12 protein-coding genes are annotated in these 15332 nt (G+C 36.1%); 8 read left to right on the plus strand and 4 right to left on the minus strand.

Annotated elements, in window-relative coordinates; all coding sequences use genetic code 11:
• The 7 genes from AB7U21_RS05265 to AB7U21_RS05295 form a co-directional block, all read left to right on the plus strand.
• On the plus strand, positions 1–1799 hold a 1799-nt coding region (locus tag AB7U21_RS05265), incomplete at its 5' end, for a disaggregatase related repeat-containing protein (protein ID WP_428387507.1).
• Between the two features lie 202 nt (positions 1800–2001).
• Positions 2002–2946 (plus strand): glycosyltransferase, encoded by a 945-nt coding sequence (locus AB7U21_RS05270; RefSeq protein WP_428387509.1) that lies wholly within the window; start codon positions 2002–2004, stop codon positions 2944–2946.
• A 105-nt stretch (positions 2947–3051) separates the two neighbouring features.
• A complete protein-coding gene (locus AB7U21_RS05275) occupies positions 3052–4152 on the plus strand; it encodes a glycosyltransferase family 4 protein (RefSeq protein WP_428387511.1) in 1101 nt (366 codons plus the stop codon).
• Positions 4153–4735: 583 nt separating this feature from the next.
• Positions 4736–5734 carry a GNAT family N-acetyltransferase gene (locus AB7U21_RS05280; protein ID WP_428387513.1) on the plus strand — a complete coding sequence of 333 codons (999 nt, stop codon included), beginning with the start codon at positions 4736–4738 and terminating at the stop codon, positions 5732–5734.
• A gap of 237 nt (positions 5735–5971) precedes the next feature.
• Positions 5972–7015 (plus strand): glycosyltransferase family 4 protein, encoded by a 1044-nt coding sequence (locus AB7U21_RS05285; RefSeq protein WP_428387515.1) that lies wholly within the window; start codon positions 5972–5974, stop codon positions 7013–7015.
• Positions 7016–8069: 1054 nt separating this feature from the next.
• Positions 8070–9071, plus strand: coding sequence for a hypothetical protein (locus tag AB7U21_RS05290; RefSeq protein WP_428387517.1), 1002 nt, complete (start codon positions 8070–8072; stop codon positions 9069–9071).
• A 42-nt stretch (positions 9072–9113) separates the two neighbouring features.
• Positions 9114–10283 (plus strand): glycosyltransferase family 4 protein, encoded by a 1170-nt coding sequence (locus tag AB7U21_RS05295; protein ID WP_428387520.1) that lies wholly within the window; start codon positions 9114–9116, stop codon positions 10281–10283.
• Positions 10284–10451: 168 nt separating this feature from the next.
• On the opposite strand, the gene AB7U21_RS05300 is transcribed toward AB7U21_RS05295, so the two are convergent.
• From AB7U21_RS05300 to AB7U21_RS05315, 4 genes are all read right to left on the minus strand, one after another.
• Positions 10452–11477 carry a GNAT family N-acetyltransferase gene (locus AB7U21_RS05300; protein ID WP_333786975.1) on the minus strand — a complete coding sequence of 342 codons (1026 nt, stop codon included), beginning with the start codon at positions 11475–11477 and terminating at the stop codon, positions 10452–10454.
• Positions 11478–11728: 251 nt separating this feature from the next.
• Entirely contained in the window at positions 11729–12673 is a 945-nt protein-coding gene (locus AB7U21_RS05305; RefSeq protein WP_333786974.1) for a methionyl-tRNA formyltransferase, read from the minus strand.
• Positions 12674–13204: 531 nt separating this feature from the next.
• Positions 13205–14296, minus strand: a complete 1092-nt coding sequence (locus AB7U21_RS05310; RefSeq protein WP_428387523.1) for a glycosyltransferase family 2 protein — start codon at positions 14294–14296, stop codon at positions 13205–13207.
• Positions 14286–14471 carry a hypothetical protein gene (locus AB7U21_RS05315; protein ID WP_428387525.1) on the minus strand — a complete coding sequence of 62 codons (186 nt, stop codon included), beginning with the start codon at positions 14469–14471 and terminating at the stop codon, positions 14286–14288. Before AB7U21_RS05315 ends, AB7U21_RS05310 begins: the two co-directional genes overlap by 11 nt.
• 247 nt (positions 14472–14718) lie before the next feature.
• Here AB7U21_RS05315 and AB7U21_RS05320 point away from each other — a divergent pair.
• On the plus strand, positions 14719–15332 hold a 614-nt coding region (locus AB7U21_RS05320), incomplete at its 3' end, for a M42 family metallopeptidase (protein ID WP_428387527.1).

Genomic DNA, 15332 nt, shown 5'->3' on the forward strand with positions numbered 1-15332 from the left:
AGAATGGTAATAGGATCAATGTCGGCAGATACGGTAATACCGAAGAGGCATCTAAAAGTGTTTCTTCGGCTCCGGTACAAGATAGTGAACCCATCGCCAAAGCTGGTCCTGATATTAACAACATTTTTGTAAATTCCATGGTTACCTTTGATGGCAGCGCCTCCTCTGATGACAATGGCATAGCCTTGTACTCATGGGACTTTGACGCTGCAGATGGTATAAGTACTGAGGCCACAGGAGTTACAGCTACTAAAACATATACAGCTACAGGGAATTACACAGTGACGCTTACTGTTACTGACACTGATGGTCAGAGCGGATCAGACACGCTGCAGGTAATTGTCACTACTCCTGCAACGACCATCGCTCATACGCCGGAGTACGACAACAGAATGCGTCAGTCTTCTCCTAACAGTGTTCTATCTAGTTCAAAGTACATTGATGTCGGAAGGCTTGGCACTACCAATTACAGAGATGTGATGTGGTTCGATCTTAGTGCATACAATGCAAAGGATACCATATCCCAGGCAACCCTGTCAATATACTGGTATTATCCTGCTGGAAATACACGTGCTTATGATAGTGTAGTTGAAGTTTACAGACCAATGCAGTGGGATCCACAATATGTCACCTGGAACACTCCCTGGACTACACCGGGAGGTAACTGGTTCGATAAGAACGGTGTTCCTCAGGGCAATGTTCCGTATGCTTCAGTAACCTTCCAGGCTACCACAATGCCTGGTAACAAATACTATGACTTTGATGTCACACAGCTTGTGCAGGAATATATAAATGGTACCTATGAGAACACTGGCTTCTTCCTCAAGGCAAAGACAGAAAATGGTAATTACATTGCATTCTACAGCTCAGAGTGGTCTGATGCAGGCCAGAGACCGAAGTTGACTGTAAGCATCACATCAGCCCATGTGAATGAACCACCGGTTGCAGACGCTGGCTTTGATAAGGCTGCTATAACAGGTTCATTTGTTACGTTCAATGGTAGTGCTTCCACTGATGATAAAGGAATATCTTCATATTCTTGGGACTTTGACGCATCAGATGGCATAACCTCTGAAGGCACTGGTGTAACAGTTTTAAAAGCATATAATGCTGCAGGCAATTATACTGTGACCTTAACTGTTACAGATATTGATGGTCGAACTGATTCAGACACATTACAGGTAGTTGTCAGCAACCCCACAATCACTACCTCATCTGTGCCAGACTTTGACAACAGACTGCGCCAGTCATCTCCGAACACTGTCCTTTCCAGCTCCAACTATATTGACATTGGCAGTCTTGATACGACCAGTTACAGGGATCTGATGTGGTTCGATCTTAACGGATACAGCACTGCGGATACTATCTCTAAGGCGACACTTTCTCTCTACTGGTATTACCCTGCTTCAAAAACTCGCACTTCTGATACTGTAGTGGAGATATACAGGCCTGTCGAATGGGACACGAAGTATGTTAGCTGGAATAATCGTGCCTCAGATACTCTCTGGACTATACCGGGAGGAAATTGGTTCGATAAGAATGGTGTTCCTCAGGGCAATGTTCCGTATGCTTCAGTAACCTTCCAGGCTACCACAATGCCTGGTAACAAATACTATGACTTCGATGTCACACAGCTTGTGCAGGAATATATAAATGGTACGTATGAGAACACTGGCTTCTTCCTCAAGGCCATGACAGAGAACGGCAATTACATTGCCTTCTACAGCTCAGAGTGGTCTGATGCAGGCCAGAGGCCGAAGTTGACAGTCACAATGACATCAAGCTCCTTGAAAGACTAACTGGTTACAAAAATGTGGAGAGGAAACGGAAAGAAGGAAAATTGAGATGATTGTGTAACTAAGCATCTGAGGTGAACAACTATCCCTGTCTACCAAGATCTTCCGGAAGTAAACTATCTGTTCATACAGGAAAAGCATATAGAAATGAAAAAATCGTGTAAATATGGAATGAAATAACATTGTCTTTGAAAATGGTGGTCATATGTCCAATATACCTAAAGTGACGGTCGTAATTCCTGTAAAAAATGCAGAAAGTAAGATAGAGGAATGTCTACAGGCGGTTTCTGATCAGACAGTAGCTCCTTATGAAATAATTGTAGTCGATGGTCATTCAACAGATAATACTGTAGATAAAGCTAAAAAATTCAATGTGGTCATACTATATGAAGAATATACCACAGTTGGGGGAGCACGTAAAAAGGGAGTTGAGCATGCTACAGGACAATATGTAGCATTTACTGATTCAGATTGTATTCCTATATCAGATTGGCTTGAAAATCTTCTAAATGAGTTCAATGAACATATTGTGGGAGTTGGAGGGGCAACTGTAAATGTAGGTAAGGGTATTTGGAAAGAATCTATTTCTCTTACCCTTGATTCTTTCCTCGGAAGTGCAAATTCTGTCCAAGACAGAGCTTTTTCCACAAAGAAATATGTAAAAAGTATCAGTGGCTGTAATTCGATGTACAGGTTAACTGATCTGCTAAATGTAGGAAATTTCGATGCTGCCCTTAGAATTAATGAAGATACAGAAATAAACAAAAGGTTGCTTAAATACGGTAAGATCCTCTATACTCCAAACGCAATTGTTTTCCATAACCAGGACAGAGGATTAAAGGATTTTGCTAAAAGGATGTATACTTTTGGTAAAGGACGTGCTCAGAATAAACTTTTAGATCTTCAAGTCGTGCCACCTGTTTTGGCTCTATTGTCATTTGTGTTCTTATTTGTTTTAAAAGAGGCTTTTTTTCTCATGATCTCACTTTATCTGATCATTTTAATTATTTTTGATCTCCTTTTATTTATGAACCATAAAAAACTATTGTACCTGCTATCGGTACCATTAGTTTTCGCTTTAGAACATGTTTCATATACACTAGGTTTCTGGAACGGTATGATTAAACTTGTTTCAGGTGGTGTGAGATGAAAAGTAATTTCACTAACACTCCTCATATATTGAAAGGTGTTGTACAGATGATGAAGCTTCCGAGACCACTTTTGCATACCGGCTTCTATTTTTACAGGTGAGTCAATGAAAAATGTCTTGTTAGTAAGATCTTCTACAAGCCCAACGAGGGTTTTAAAAGAAGCCAGTAGTTTAGCAAGTTCTGGATATTCGGTAAGCATATTGTATTGGAACAGGGATAATAATCGTTCTTATTCTGAAGAATATGATGGGATAACTATCAATTACTTTGGTTTTAAAGCTCCATATGGCAGACCCTCACTTATAGCATATATGTTCGTTTGGTGGTTGCACGAATTAATGTTCTTATTAAAGCACCATTATGATATCGTTCATGCATGCGATTTTGATACTCTTGTTCCGGCAATTGTTTCGAAAATGCTAAAACATAACAAAGTGGTTTATGATATCTTTGATTTTTATTCAGAAGCATTGCCTTCATCCATTCCTTCATTTGTCAGAAATTTGGTCAAACGGACTGAATTGTTTTGTATACAGTTCACTGATGCTACTATTTTGGTAGATGAATCAAGGCTCGTTCAAATAAAAGGTGCGAAAGTCAAGAAATTAGAAATAATTATGAACTGTCCTATAGATATATCTGCAGATGAGTTTTTAATTGAGGAAAGCAACATTTTTACAATATTCTATGGTGGAACAATTGCAAAGGACAGAGGACTTGGTCAATTGCTTAATGCAATTAGGGACAAAGATGACATTTGTTTTATTGTAGCTGGAACGGGACCGGATCTAAGTACCTTTGAACCGATGTTTAGCTCCATGAAAAATGTTCTATTTATTGATTGGGTTGATTACAAAAAATATTTGAATCTGACTTTAGAGGCAGATGCTATATTTGCATATTACGATCCTGTGATTCCTAACAACAGACTAGCAAGTTCTAATAAGCTGTTCGAGGCAATGATGTGTGCTAAACCAATTATCGTGAATGAAGAAACAACAATGTCAGAACTTGTTCAAAAAACGGATTGTGGTGTTGTTATACCATATAATGATACATCAAAACTTAGAAATACACTATTCTACTTAAAAGACAATAGATCCAGCTGTTTAAAACTGGGAAAAAACGGCAGAGAAGCTTTTGAAATGAAATACAACTGGAGTATTATGGAACAGAGACTTCTGCAGTTATATGAGAAAATGTAACCATTCCATAAGAGATCAGATTGATCTTAATAATCAACTACTAAAATAATGGGCTTGTGATCTAAAATCCCTTTGGAGCAGGCTGCAATGGGCTGATTGGTTGGTATCTTTGATGATATTTTTAAGCAGGAGTGTGAGTTGTCAAAGGCGTTTTACTCATTCTCTTTTCTCGAGTTTAAAAAGATTCCACCTTTTGATATGAAGCCCGCTTACTTCCTGCATTGTTAGTAAGGTATCAGTGTTTATCTGTCTGCAATCTAAATATTGGCATTCTCTGAAACTGTTCTAAAGAAGAGCATTGAAGTAGAACACACATCTAAGAAGATATTTTGGTGTGCTTTCACAAATAAATGAGTTGTCGAGTAAGATTAATATAATATAATATATTATAATATAATTGATCTGATAATACTACTTTAAGACGTCTTGTTGTAGTTGACTTCCAATGCTCTGATCTAAAATCAAAAAAACTGCTTGAAAAATGGAATTGACATTATCTCTCTATATTATGCATTTGTCTTTTAGATATTATAACAGATGTATCGAAGTATAATTATTCAAAATGATAAAAAGAGGAAAATGGATGAAAAACCTTGATGTAAGAGATCTTGATTCCAGCGAATATAAATTATGGGATAATCTGGTTGAAGAGTCTCTTCATGGTACGTTATTTCATACAACCGACTGGTTAAAACTGTCTGGCGATCCAAAATGTTCGTACCATCAACATTTATACGGTTGTTTTAAAGAAGGCGAATTGATTGGTGGTTGCTCTTTTCTAAGTAAACGTTTCAGATCATTCAATATTGGATCAACTGCTTTCAATATAACACCTTATGGAGGCTTTGTTATAAAAGATCTATATGATCAAAACAAGACCCATGAGATGGAATCCTTCCAAACAAGTGTCGTTCAAAGCATCCTGGCCTATATGGGATCCAAGAAGATCGATGGGGCCTTCATTGCCAATCCCCCGGAATTCGTAGACGTGAGACCATTTACTCACGAAGACTGGACTGCAGATGTTAAATATACGTACTACTTCGATCTGACTAAGAACATCGAAGATACGATATCTAAAACAGTAAAGAACAATATAAAAAAGGCTTTAAGGAATGGAGTTCAGATATATAATGAATGTTCTGCTCAAGTATTCTATGATCTCTGGAAAGATACATATAATAAACATGGTCTAAAGCCTCCGGTTCCATTTCGTTTTATTGAACATGTCCTTGATACTCTGCATAACACTGGTAAAGCTGATATGTGGGTTGCACGGATGCCATCGGGGGAGGCTGCATCCGCAGAAATAGTTGTCTGGGATAGCAAACGTGCATATTTGTGGGTAGCAGCTTCAAACAGAGCTTTCAAAAGCAGTGCTGCATCGACTTTATTAACCTATAATATTCTGAAAGAATTAAAGGATAGGAATTTTAAGGAACTAAATATGATGACAGCTAATGTTCCCCACTTAGCAAGCTATATGTCAGCATTTAATCCCAAATTAGCCCCTTATTATGTTTTATCTAAAAATAATACAAAATATGGTTTTTACAGAAGCATATGTAAAATATTTGATTGAAAGATTATCTTTGACAAATCAACAAAACATGCATATTCGTGGGTAACAGCTTCAAAATAGTGCTTTCATTGCAAGGTCTGCAAGATGGAATAAGGATGTGGTAATATTCAGAGCCAAGATGCATGTGATGTGCGATCGTCTGTCTGTATTGTTGCCGGTGTTTCCTATGCTCACTTAAGTGGTACCAGTATTCTCATCTCTAATATTACAGATATTTTCAGAGAATTAGATAAGCGCATGTACTTTATCTCTGATAATTATACAAAAGAGCATCTTCCTTCATCAGATAATATACATTTTATAGTACTCTCTGTAAAATCTCAGGATAATATTTTCTTAAAAATAATGTCCATTGTAAGAGCACAATTAGAAATTTCTTTTAAGATCCTGTCTGTTAGCCGAAAAGTAGACAGTGGATTTTTTTTCGTTTCCGGCACGCTCTTTCTTCCCATAATTATTTGCAGGACTCTCCGTAAAGAGGCTGTTCTGGTGAACCCGGCTTCAGAATACTCAAGAACAAAATTGATGTATCAAAAAAACAGCTTCTTAAAAAGAACTTTCCCTGTGATCGTTAAATTGATGGAAGATATTACACAGATCAGTTCAAGTAAAATTATTTTGAGCTCTCCCTCCTTATCTTCTTATCTCAGCTTATCGAAGTACAGCAGTAAAATAGTCTATGCTCCGGGTGAGTATGTACAGCTTGATAAGTTCATGCTAAAAAAAGCATTTGATCATAGAGATAATATGGTTGGATATGTTGGCAGATTAAGTGAAGAAAAAGGAATTCTGAATTTCATCGAATCGATCCCCATTATTCTTGGAAAAAGAAGTGATCTGAAGTTTTTGATCATAGGAGATGGTCCCTTAAAAGAAAGTATAAATATTTTTTTAAGAGAACATAACTTACAGGCGCAAGTTGACATACTTGGATGGATGCCTCATGACAAATTACCCTTTTACCTTAATCAACTGAAGATACTCGTATTACCCTCATACACTGAAGGACTGCCAAATATAGTTCTTGAGTCGATGGCTTGTGGAACCCCGGTCTTAGCGACTCCTGTGGGTTCAATACCTGATCTGATCGAAAATGACAGAACAGGTTTTATTTTAAAGGACAATTCCCCATCCAGCATTGCTGACAAGATAATAGAATCCCTTAACAATGATCACCTCGCAGCAATTTCTGGAGAAGCGATCAATCATGTTGTCAAAGAATATTCATTTGAATCGGTTGTTCAGAAATACTCGCAGATATTTTCCTTATCTAGCCTCTGAGAGAAATTAAAATGTATGTGCTAATTAATGAAAAGTATTGGAAAGAATCCATAATCGGTAGTAAACATTTTTTCAGGTTCTATATACATCTGTCTGCAAATAAAATTGTTCATCAGGGATTGTAATGGAACTAAAACGATATAACAGTTATCTGATGCATTATTTGCCTCTAATTCTTCCCTATCTTATTTCATTTTCTGTTTTTAGTACATGCATATGGATGATCGCGGCCGGAAAGATAAATTCTGCCGTCAGGGGAATGGTAATTGCAATTCCGGCGTTAGCATCCTGTTATTGGGTTATTCGCATCAAAAATGAAATAATTCCTTTAAACCAGAAACTTGATTTTACTTTTATAAGGGAAACCCTGTTAAATCGCATGTTTTGGATTGTTTATTTTGCTTCAATAAGCATCGTTCTATTGTATAATAGCAGACCTTGGTATTATTTTTCTAGTATTGCTGTAAGTTATTTGCTCGTCACATTACAAATCCTGTCAAGAAACCCAGATCATAGAACCATACTGATTAAAATATTTCTGCTTACACTAAATTTTGCTTATAGTATTACTCTGAACTATGACCTGTACTTCGGAACGACAGACCTGATGCCCCATACTTTTATGGCATTAATCACATATATTTCAGGTCGCATAATACCCTTTTCTTTAAATGATTATGCTTATTTTCCTTTATATCACATTTGGATAGCAGAAGCAGCTAACATGTTGAATTTATCTGTGAAAACCTCTCTTTTTCTAATAACAGCCCCAATGTTTGCGATGACAAGCATCTTTCTATATTATGTTTTTTTGAAAGTGTGCGGGAACCCACAGACCGCTCTTTTATCTTGTTTACTATATTCGTCAAGTTCAGTGTTCTTATACTATAGTGTAAATGTGATCACGAGGACAATGGCTTTTATTGGTTTTGTAATAATTTTATATTTGATCTATTCAAACAGTTACATAAAACACAAAGCAATTTTTACTTTAATCTCTATATATATGGCTATATTTTTAGCACTGATCCATCAGGTATCTTTGATCCAGATCATGGTGATCTTCCTTATAATTTCTATTTCGGAAGTTATCAGTGAAAATAAGAGATATCTTAAACTTGATTATGTTTTGTTATTTGGTATTATATTTATCTCTTATTGGCTTCTCGTTGCATACTCTTTTTTTAAGTATCAGATAGGAGTTAGATTAGAACTCAAAAACCTCGATTCCGTTTCAATCATGCATAGTGCGGAAGTTGTCAAGCACGAATGGTTAAACACATTGGGACTTATGGATAGATCTATATGTATGTTTTTTATGCTGATCGCAATTTTGTACATCTTGAAGAACTATAAAAACAATTATGCTTCCGTCTTTGGATTAGTTGCACTGTTCTCATTTGTATTGTATGCCCCGAATCCTTTGGACAGCATCTGGCAATTGGTGATACTCTATCAGATGGATCGCATCTTACTGTTCGTTAGTCCTTTCATAGCATTTGCAATGGGTTTAGGCGTATATTTAGTTCTGATCAAAGTTCCAGTGGAATCTGATTATTTGAAAAGGTTCAGTTTTGCTGTAATAATAGTTTTACTTTTCATTTTTACATTTATCTCCCTAGTTTACAGCATTTCTGACTCCGAAGATATTTGGATCACTCCTGTCCATGAATATTTCATCTCGACCGAAGTGAATGGTTTTAATTTTGTTGATCATAAAGTTCCCTTTGGATCTTCTATTCATTCAGATCATCCAACTTCAAGGTATTTTCCAGCTAAATTCGACAAATCTACTGCATTGCATGTCCCTTACTTTAATTCTATGAAAATAGATCATGTTGATAACATTGCCATATACAGTGGTTATATATTAATACGCGATAGAGAGTTCTCAAAAAGAGGTCTATATTTCGGAAGCGAGGATCCTGAATCAAGAACTGAACCAAATTATTCCTACTATAACACTATTGAGAATAGAAATAAACTATATTCTTATTTGAACGCAACCAATAAAATTTATTCGAATTCAGATGTTTCTCTGTATTATAATAATTGATACAACGCGAATTCAACCAACTAAATGTGAAACAGAGGTTTTATGTTATCAAATGACACTGAAATCTATATTTTATATTACGGTACTTTAAATTCTAAAGATGGATCAAATACACATATAATTGAATTAGCAAAAAACATGGCAAATAAAGTTCCTTTAAAGTTATTTGTTATGAATAGTAAGCGACAGGATTTCGATGAAAATTATATATACTGGGTTCCTGTATTACATGTGAAAAATTTTGCTACCCTCTCTTATGAAATATTTTTGTCTTTTATGATGCTGCGTTTCATGCTACATAAAAAGCCTCGTATAGTATACATTCGTCAAGATTCTATTTCATTCCTTCCACTCATACTGTGCAAATTGATTGGTATCCCTTCGGTAGTTGAAGTAAACGGTTTGATCAATGATGAAATAGATGTTGTTTCAAAATTTTCGATCAAGAAAGTTTTTTTGAGTTTATCTATTGCTTCTGCATCCTTTAATTGCAAACATTGCAATAGAATAATAACAGTCACTCAGAACATAAAAGAAGAACTTAGTAAAAGGTATAATATCCCTGGATCCAAAATCCATGTAATCAATAATGGTGCTAATATCGATTTATTTAGACCGATGAATAGTCAAAAAGCTAAAAGAGAACTAAATCTGGATGTCTGTAAAAGTCATGTGTGCTTTGCAGGCAATCTTGCCCCATGGCAAGGCGTTGAATATTTAATACAGGCATCACCTAGTATTTTAGAAAAGGAACCAGATACCACTTTTTTAATAGTTGGTGATGGAGTCCTGAAAGAAAAGTTGATAACTCTTGCAGAAAGTTTAAATGTGAGTAGGAATTACATTTTTACAGGTTCTGTTCCTTATGAACAAGTTTCAATGTACATAAACGCATGTGAAGTTTGTGTAGTTCCAAAAAGACCTCTTAAATCCGGTTATTCTCCTTTAAAACTCTATGAATATATGGCTTGCGGAAAGCCTGTTATTGCTAGCAGGCTCGATGGGTTTGAAGTACTTGAGCAGATAAATAGTGGTTTGTTGGTGAACCCGGAAGATCCTAACGAATTTAGTACTGCTGTACTACAACTCCTCTCTGATCCATATTTAAGGGAAAAAATGGGTTTTAATGGCCGCAATTATGTACAAAGATCCCAAAGTTGGAAAGCAGTATCAGAAAAAGTACTTGATATATGTGAGGATCTATTAAAATAAGGCTACATAAAAAACTGTTATAAATGGCACTAGCCTATATTCTGCAATTACGGATCCTGCTTCTTGTCACAGAGAAGCCATAAATGCTCTTAGCAATCTTCATCATTATTTAGATCGCAATCTCATTCTTCAGGGAATTGACGCTTTTCTCGTCGAATTAATCGTTAATTAACAGAAATTCATAAAAATGCCTTTTATGCCATTAGTTGTTTTTTTGAATATATCACTTGATTGTTTTGCAATTTCATACTTTTTATTATTTCGTTCTAATGAGAAATAAGGCACTAATATTGGATTAAAACCTGAAACAAATTGAGTAAGGCTGGGAACATTTGCGCACATCAGATTGATGGTTTCGTAACCTTTCATATCATATTCTAAAAATGCAGTATCTAGAAGTAAAGCATTAGCTCCGGTATTCCCAAGTTCAATGTTTGTAGCTGCTGACCATCGGTTTACCATTTTTGGATCATTTAATATAATTTCTCCAGCAGCAACCTCCCCGTCTTTAGTCCTCGCTATCCAAAGTTCTGCCTGTTTTTTATCATGAAATTTATTGTACAATCGAAGCATTAAATCTTTTGATCGTGGAAATTGTATCCTTTTGCGTAGAAGCGTTTTTTCCAATAATTTAGAATACTCTTGAATTTCATCTGATTTTTCAATATATATTCCTTTCTTTCTCGCACCATTTATAATTTTTTGAGTCCCTTTTGATTTTGTAATATTTTTCGTTTTTAGATAATATGTATATTTTATTTCAGTTCTGTAGCCGTTCTGTGCAAATGGCCTCACATCCATAAAACCTGGCGGATTGATAATATAGGTCCTGTCTAACTGTTGCTCTACTTGCTTTTGAAATGAATTCATGAATTCTCTAAAAAGCATCTCTTCTTTCCTTAGTTTAGTTTCAGTAGCCCCTTCCCATATCAATCCAAAATAGGGGGTCATTTCACAGAATGAAGAACCTATTAATAGACCTTTGACCCGTTCTATAAAGAAGGCACATCCTCCAATTAACTCCTCTTCATCGAAAAAACCGTGTATTTTAAAATCTTTATTCAGGACTTCACTACATGTACCCAACCAATCACTATTATGGAAAATGGTTCCATGATGTGACTTATTTACAAATCCATCCCATTTTCCATATTCATCTTTTTTCAATATTCTGATTTCAACATCAGACATCATATTCGTACTCCTATGAATACTCTTTTTACATGTCCCTTGAGCATTTCTGAAAAAGCATTCTAGACGTTTCCACAAAATTTTATTATTCCTGGAGTTGATCGATATATTGCTTCTGATAGTTGCCGACATTAAATACTATCTTGTTTTCAACCAAGTCCATGTTTTATCACTTTTGACTGAAACGCCTTTCTTTTACCTGAATATAGTTACGACACATGTGTTTATTTATAGTTGATAGTTATTTAGGGATTTTACAATACTATTCGTTTTAACAATGTCATTAAACTAAAAGAGATGTTCATGTATATTTTTCCATTTTTGCAGATCAAGTAATGCATACGATTTTCATATTCAATTTTTCCAATCTTCGATTTTGAAACAGCATCCCTTTCGTAATTAATTATTTCTATTTTGGTACCCAAATTATATAAATATTGTCTATTTAATAGCTGGTCATGGTATTGTGGTGTTCCCCTCAAAAAATGAAACAATTGCTCCACGTCCCATTCGTTCCATTTTACAAGTTCTGCATATTCTTCAGGATTTATATTTCTAGCTCTAACTGTAGGGCTTTCTGTTGGCTGTTTCGACCTAGGTGCCGTTCCATTTGAGATGTCTTCGATTGCTTTCAAAATTAGCTCTGATGCCTTTGGATACATTTTTTCTTTGTACGTGCTTAATGTATCCCCTATATTTATTTTGACCTTATCCTGGCAGATAATATCTCCCATATCTTCATTTTTATCTATATAATGTACAGTGATCCCAGGATCGAGTATGTGATCATAATACATCCAAAAAATTGGATTTGGTCCTCTATAGTTTGGTAAGTAAGATAAATGAAGGTTTATCAGGCCATTTTTTGGTATGGATAATATGTTTTCTTTTAATAATTGCGACATCGAATAAACAACTACCAGATCTGGGGATTTCATTTTGATCCAGTCTTCAAGATTTTTGTCATCCCCTTTTTTGAAATAATAGTAGGGAATATTATTCTTCTTTGCAAAATCGCGTAATGATGAACCAGAATTGAATGATAGATATACAGCACTGATTGCTTTTTTAATCAGCTTTTTAAAACCCTGTGGTTCTTTACGTGGTCCAGACTCTATGATTCCAATGACTTCATGGTTCGATCTTATAATCGAATCAATGATTTTTGATATCCCCTGAGTGATTATAATAATTTTCATTTGACCACATTAAATGTTGTTTTTCATTAATCTCGTGGTAAATATATAGAAAATTACCATGACCTTCCAAGCTTGCATTGTCTATTTCAGTCGTACCAAACTACATTATTTAATAATCCTTCTTAGAGTAATAGGTATATTAAAGCGTATTGAAATCTTTCTGCACACAAGAATATCACTCTGTTTGAGTCAGATCTTCTTATATAATTAGATTTAATATAACCCTTCATGCTGTTGTGATCCATCGAAATCGATAAAACTGATCTAAAATTTCTAGCATACATCTAATAATAATAATAATAATAATAATATATAGAGAGAAGAAGAATTATTTATTTTCCTTTCTTCTCCATGTGTATTTTATTTTTGTATACAGAGAATTGTTCTTTTAAAGAAGAGCAGTGATGATTGGGGTTAAAATTACCTTCATGATGTTGAAGAAAAGCAAAAACGATAATGCAAATGTTTTGGAGAAAGATGAGGAACAAGAATCTATTAAAAAGAATGAACAAGAATTTCAAAAGAACTATATTAGGTTTTCATTTTATGCAACAATTGTGTTATTGCATGTAAGTTCAGAGCACTGAATATAGCCAGTAAACCCACTACAAAAAGTATTATCATTAAGATCGCTGGACCAAATGGCACATAACCTCTATTATTATAGGAACTCAACACAAATCCCGCACTCAGCAATCCTGCACAGAATATTATCATTCCAGGTACTCCAATATAAAAGAGTGGGTGTTTGTACTCCACTTCTCGTATGATACTTGCCAGGACTTCCACCCCATGCACCAGCGGATTATGTGTGGAAGTATCTTCAATATCATACCTGCAAGTGATAGGTACTTCTTTTATTCTTAAGTTCCTTTCTTTTATCTGCAGCAAGATCTCTGAGCCTGCTGCCATACTTGTGTTATCGATCCTTATCGTGTCAATGGCCTTGGAAGAATAGGCACGGAAACCACTCTGCGTATCTGTGATCTTCAGATCCCCACCACGATTGGTGGCGAAATCCAGAACTTTCATACCTATCTTACGATAAAAAGGTATCTCAGGCTTATTAGTACAAATGAACCTTGAACCTATGGAGACATCGGCTTCATCGTTGAGGATGGGCTGCAAAACCTGCTGGATGTCCAGAGGGTCATGCTGGCCGTCAGCATCTAAAATGACCATTGCTGTTGCCTGCAGATTTTTTGCTGTCTCAAAGCAGGTACGTATGGCTGCACCATAGCCCATGTTCTGTTCATGGTAAATGACCTTGGCTCCGCAGGCTGTTGCTATCATGGCGGTTGCATCAATGCTGCCATCATTGACAACCACTATTTCATCTACATATGGTTTGCATCCGGCGACGACCTTAGCGATGAATCTTTCCTCATTGTAAGCAGGTATAGCAGCAATAGTTTTTTTATGAACAGGAGACCTTTCAAAATTAGGATGGGTATTAATTAGAGCAGGATCAAAATCTTCAATTGAACTGGAATATGCAGATAAACCAAATATTTTTTTGACAGCTATCTTAGCTGCACAAACGGTTCCATATCTTTTTCTCTCTTCATCCAGAGAAGATAATTCTGCATAAGATGATTCCAGTTCCACTATCTCAGAAGCCATATGCCAATCCTCCCGGGTTAAAATAATAATGATACTGAAAGATGGGGCAGATGGTAGTTTCTTCATTCCAAACAGATGGAGCTAGTTTTATCGTTATGTACATCTTCATATGGGTAAGTACTGACAAACCGTTATCTAAATTATTTTCAAAAACATCCCAAATTGTCACAAACATACCTACTCCTTATATAATAATTAAAGTATATAATTACTTCTGCTTAGTTCCTCCAGTAATTTTGAAAATAAGGGTTGGTATAAAATTTCGTTCACATTCAGTATTTCAACCAAATTAAGTAGTTAGCGACAAAAATGTGTTAGTACCTCTTAGCCTTCATCTTTTTTCTATTTTATTTATATTATCCATCTATATTTATACCAGCAGTTCCTATTATCCTTCACTAATCCCAAAAAAGAGGGTCTATATGGAACAACTGATCGATTCTTTGAAAAAGTTATCCAATGCACATGGTATTTCCGGTCATGAAGACAGTATTCGTGCCATTATGGAGGCGGGACTTAAGCCCTATGTGGACGAGCTGACCACGGATAAGATGGGCAATCTCATTGGCACTAAAAAAGGGAACGGACCATCGATCATGATCGCCACTCACATGGATGAGATCGGTCTGATGGTGCAGTATATTGACGATAAGGGTTTCCTGAAGTTCGTGAAGATAGGTGGCTGGTTCGACCCTACTCTGCACAGCCAGAGAGTCATGGTCCATACCAGCAATGGCCCGACCCCCGGAGTTATCGGATCCAAACCACCTCATGTGATGAAAGACGAGGACAGGAAAAGACCCGTGAGGTCCGAGGACATGTTCATCGATGTGGGTGCCACAAGCCGCGAAGATGCCGAAAAGATGGGTATCAGCGTAGGAACACCTGTTTCCATGGACAGGGAAGTAGTGGCCCTTGCAAACGGCAAGATAACAGGCAAGGCTTTTGACAACCGTGCTGGTTGTGCCATACTCCTGGAAGTTATGCGGCAACTTGCAGATAAGGATATCAAAGCTACCGTGTATGCTGTGGGAAC

This window comes from Methanomethylovorans sp. (assembly GCF_050177135.1).
Classification (GTDB): Archaea; Halobacteriota; Methanosarcinia; order Methanosarcinales; family Methanosarcinaceae; genus Methanomethylovorans.

Excerpts from the sequence above, each read along its gene's own strand:
- AB7U21_RS05270 (WP_428387509.1), top strand. The coding sequence starts at position 2,002 with ATGTCCAATATACCTAAAGTGACGGTCGTAATTCCTGTAAAAAATGCA.
- AB7U21_RS05275 (WP_428387511.1), top strand. The coding sequence starts at position 3,052 with ATGAAAAATGTCTTGTTAGTAAGATCTTCTACAAGCCCAACGAGGGTT.
- AB7U21_RS05280 (WP_428387513.1), top strand. The coding sequence starts at position 4,736 with ATGAAAAACCTTGATGTAAGAGATCTTGATTCCAGCGAATATAAATTA.
- AB7U21_RS05285 (WP_428387515.1), top strand. The coding sequence starts at position 5,972 with ATGTACTTTATCTCTGATAATTATACAAAAGAGCATCTTCCTTCATCA.
- AB7U21_RS05290 (WP_428387517.1), top strand. The coding sequence starts at position 8,070 with ATGGTGATCTTCCTTATAATTTCTATTTCGGAAGTTATCAGTGAAAAT.
- AB7U21_RS05295 (WP_428387520.1), top strand. The coding sequence starts at position 9,114 with ATGTTATCAAATGACACTGAAATCTATATTTTATATTACGGTACTTTA.
- AB7U21_RS05300 (WP_333786975.1), bottom strand. The coding sequence starts at position 11,477 with ATGATGTCTGATGTTGAAATCAGAATATTGAAAAAAGATGAATATGGA.
- AB7U21_RS05305 (WP_333786974.1), bottom strand. The coding sequence starts at position 12,673 with ATGAAAATTATTATAATCACTCAGGGGATATCAAAAATCATTGATTCG.
- AB7U21_RS05310 (WP_428387523.1), bottom strand. The coding sequence starts at position 14,296 with ATGGCTTCTGAGATAGTGGAACTGGAATCATCTTATGCAGAATTATCT.
- AB7U21_RS05315 (WP_428387525.1), bottom strand. The coding sequence starts at position 14,471 with ATGTTTGTGACAATTTGGGATGTTTTTGAAAATAATTTAGATAACGGT.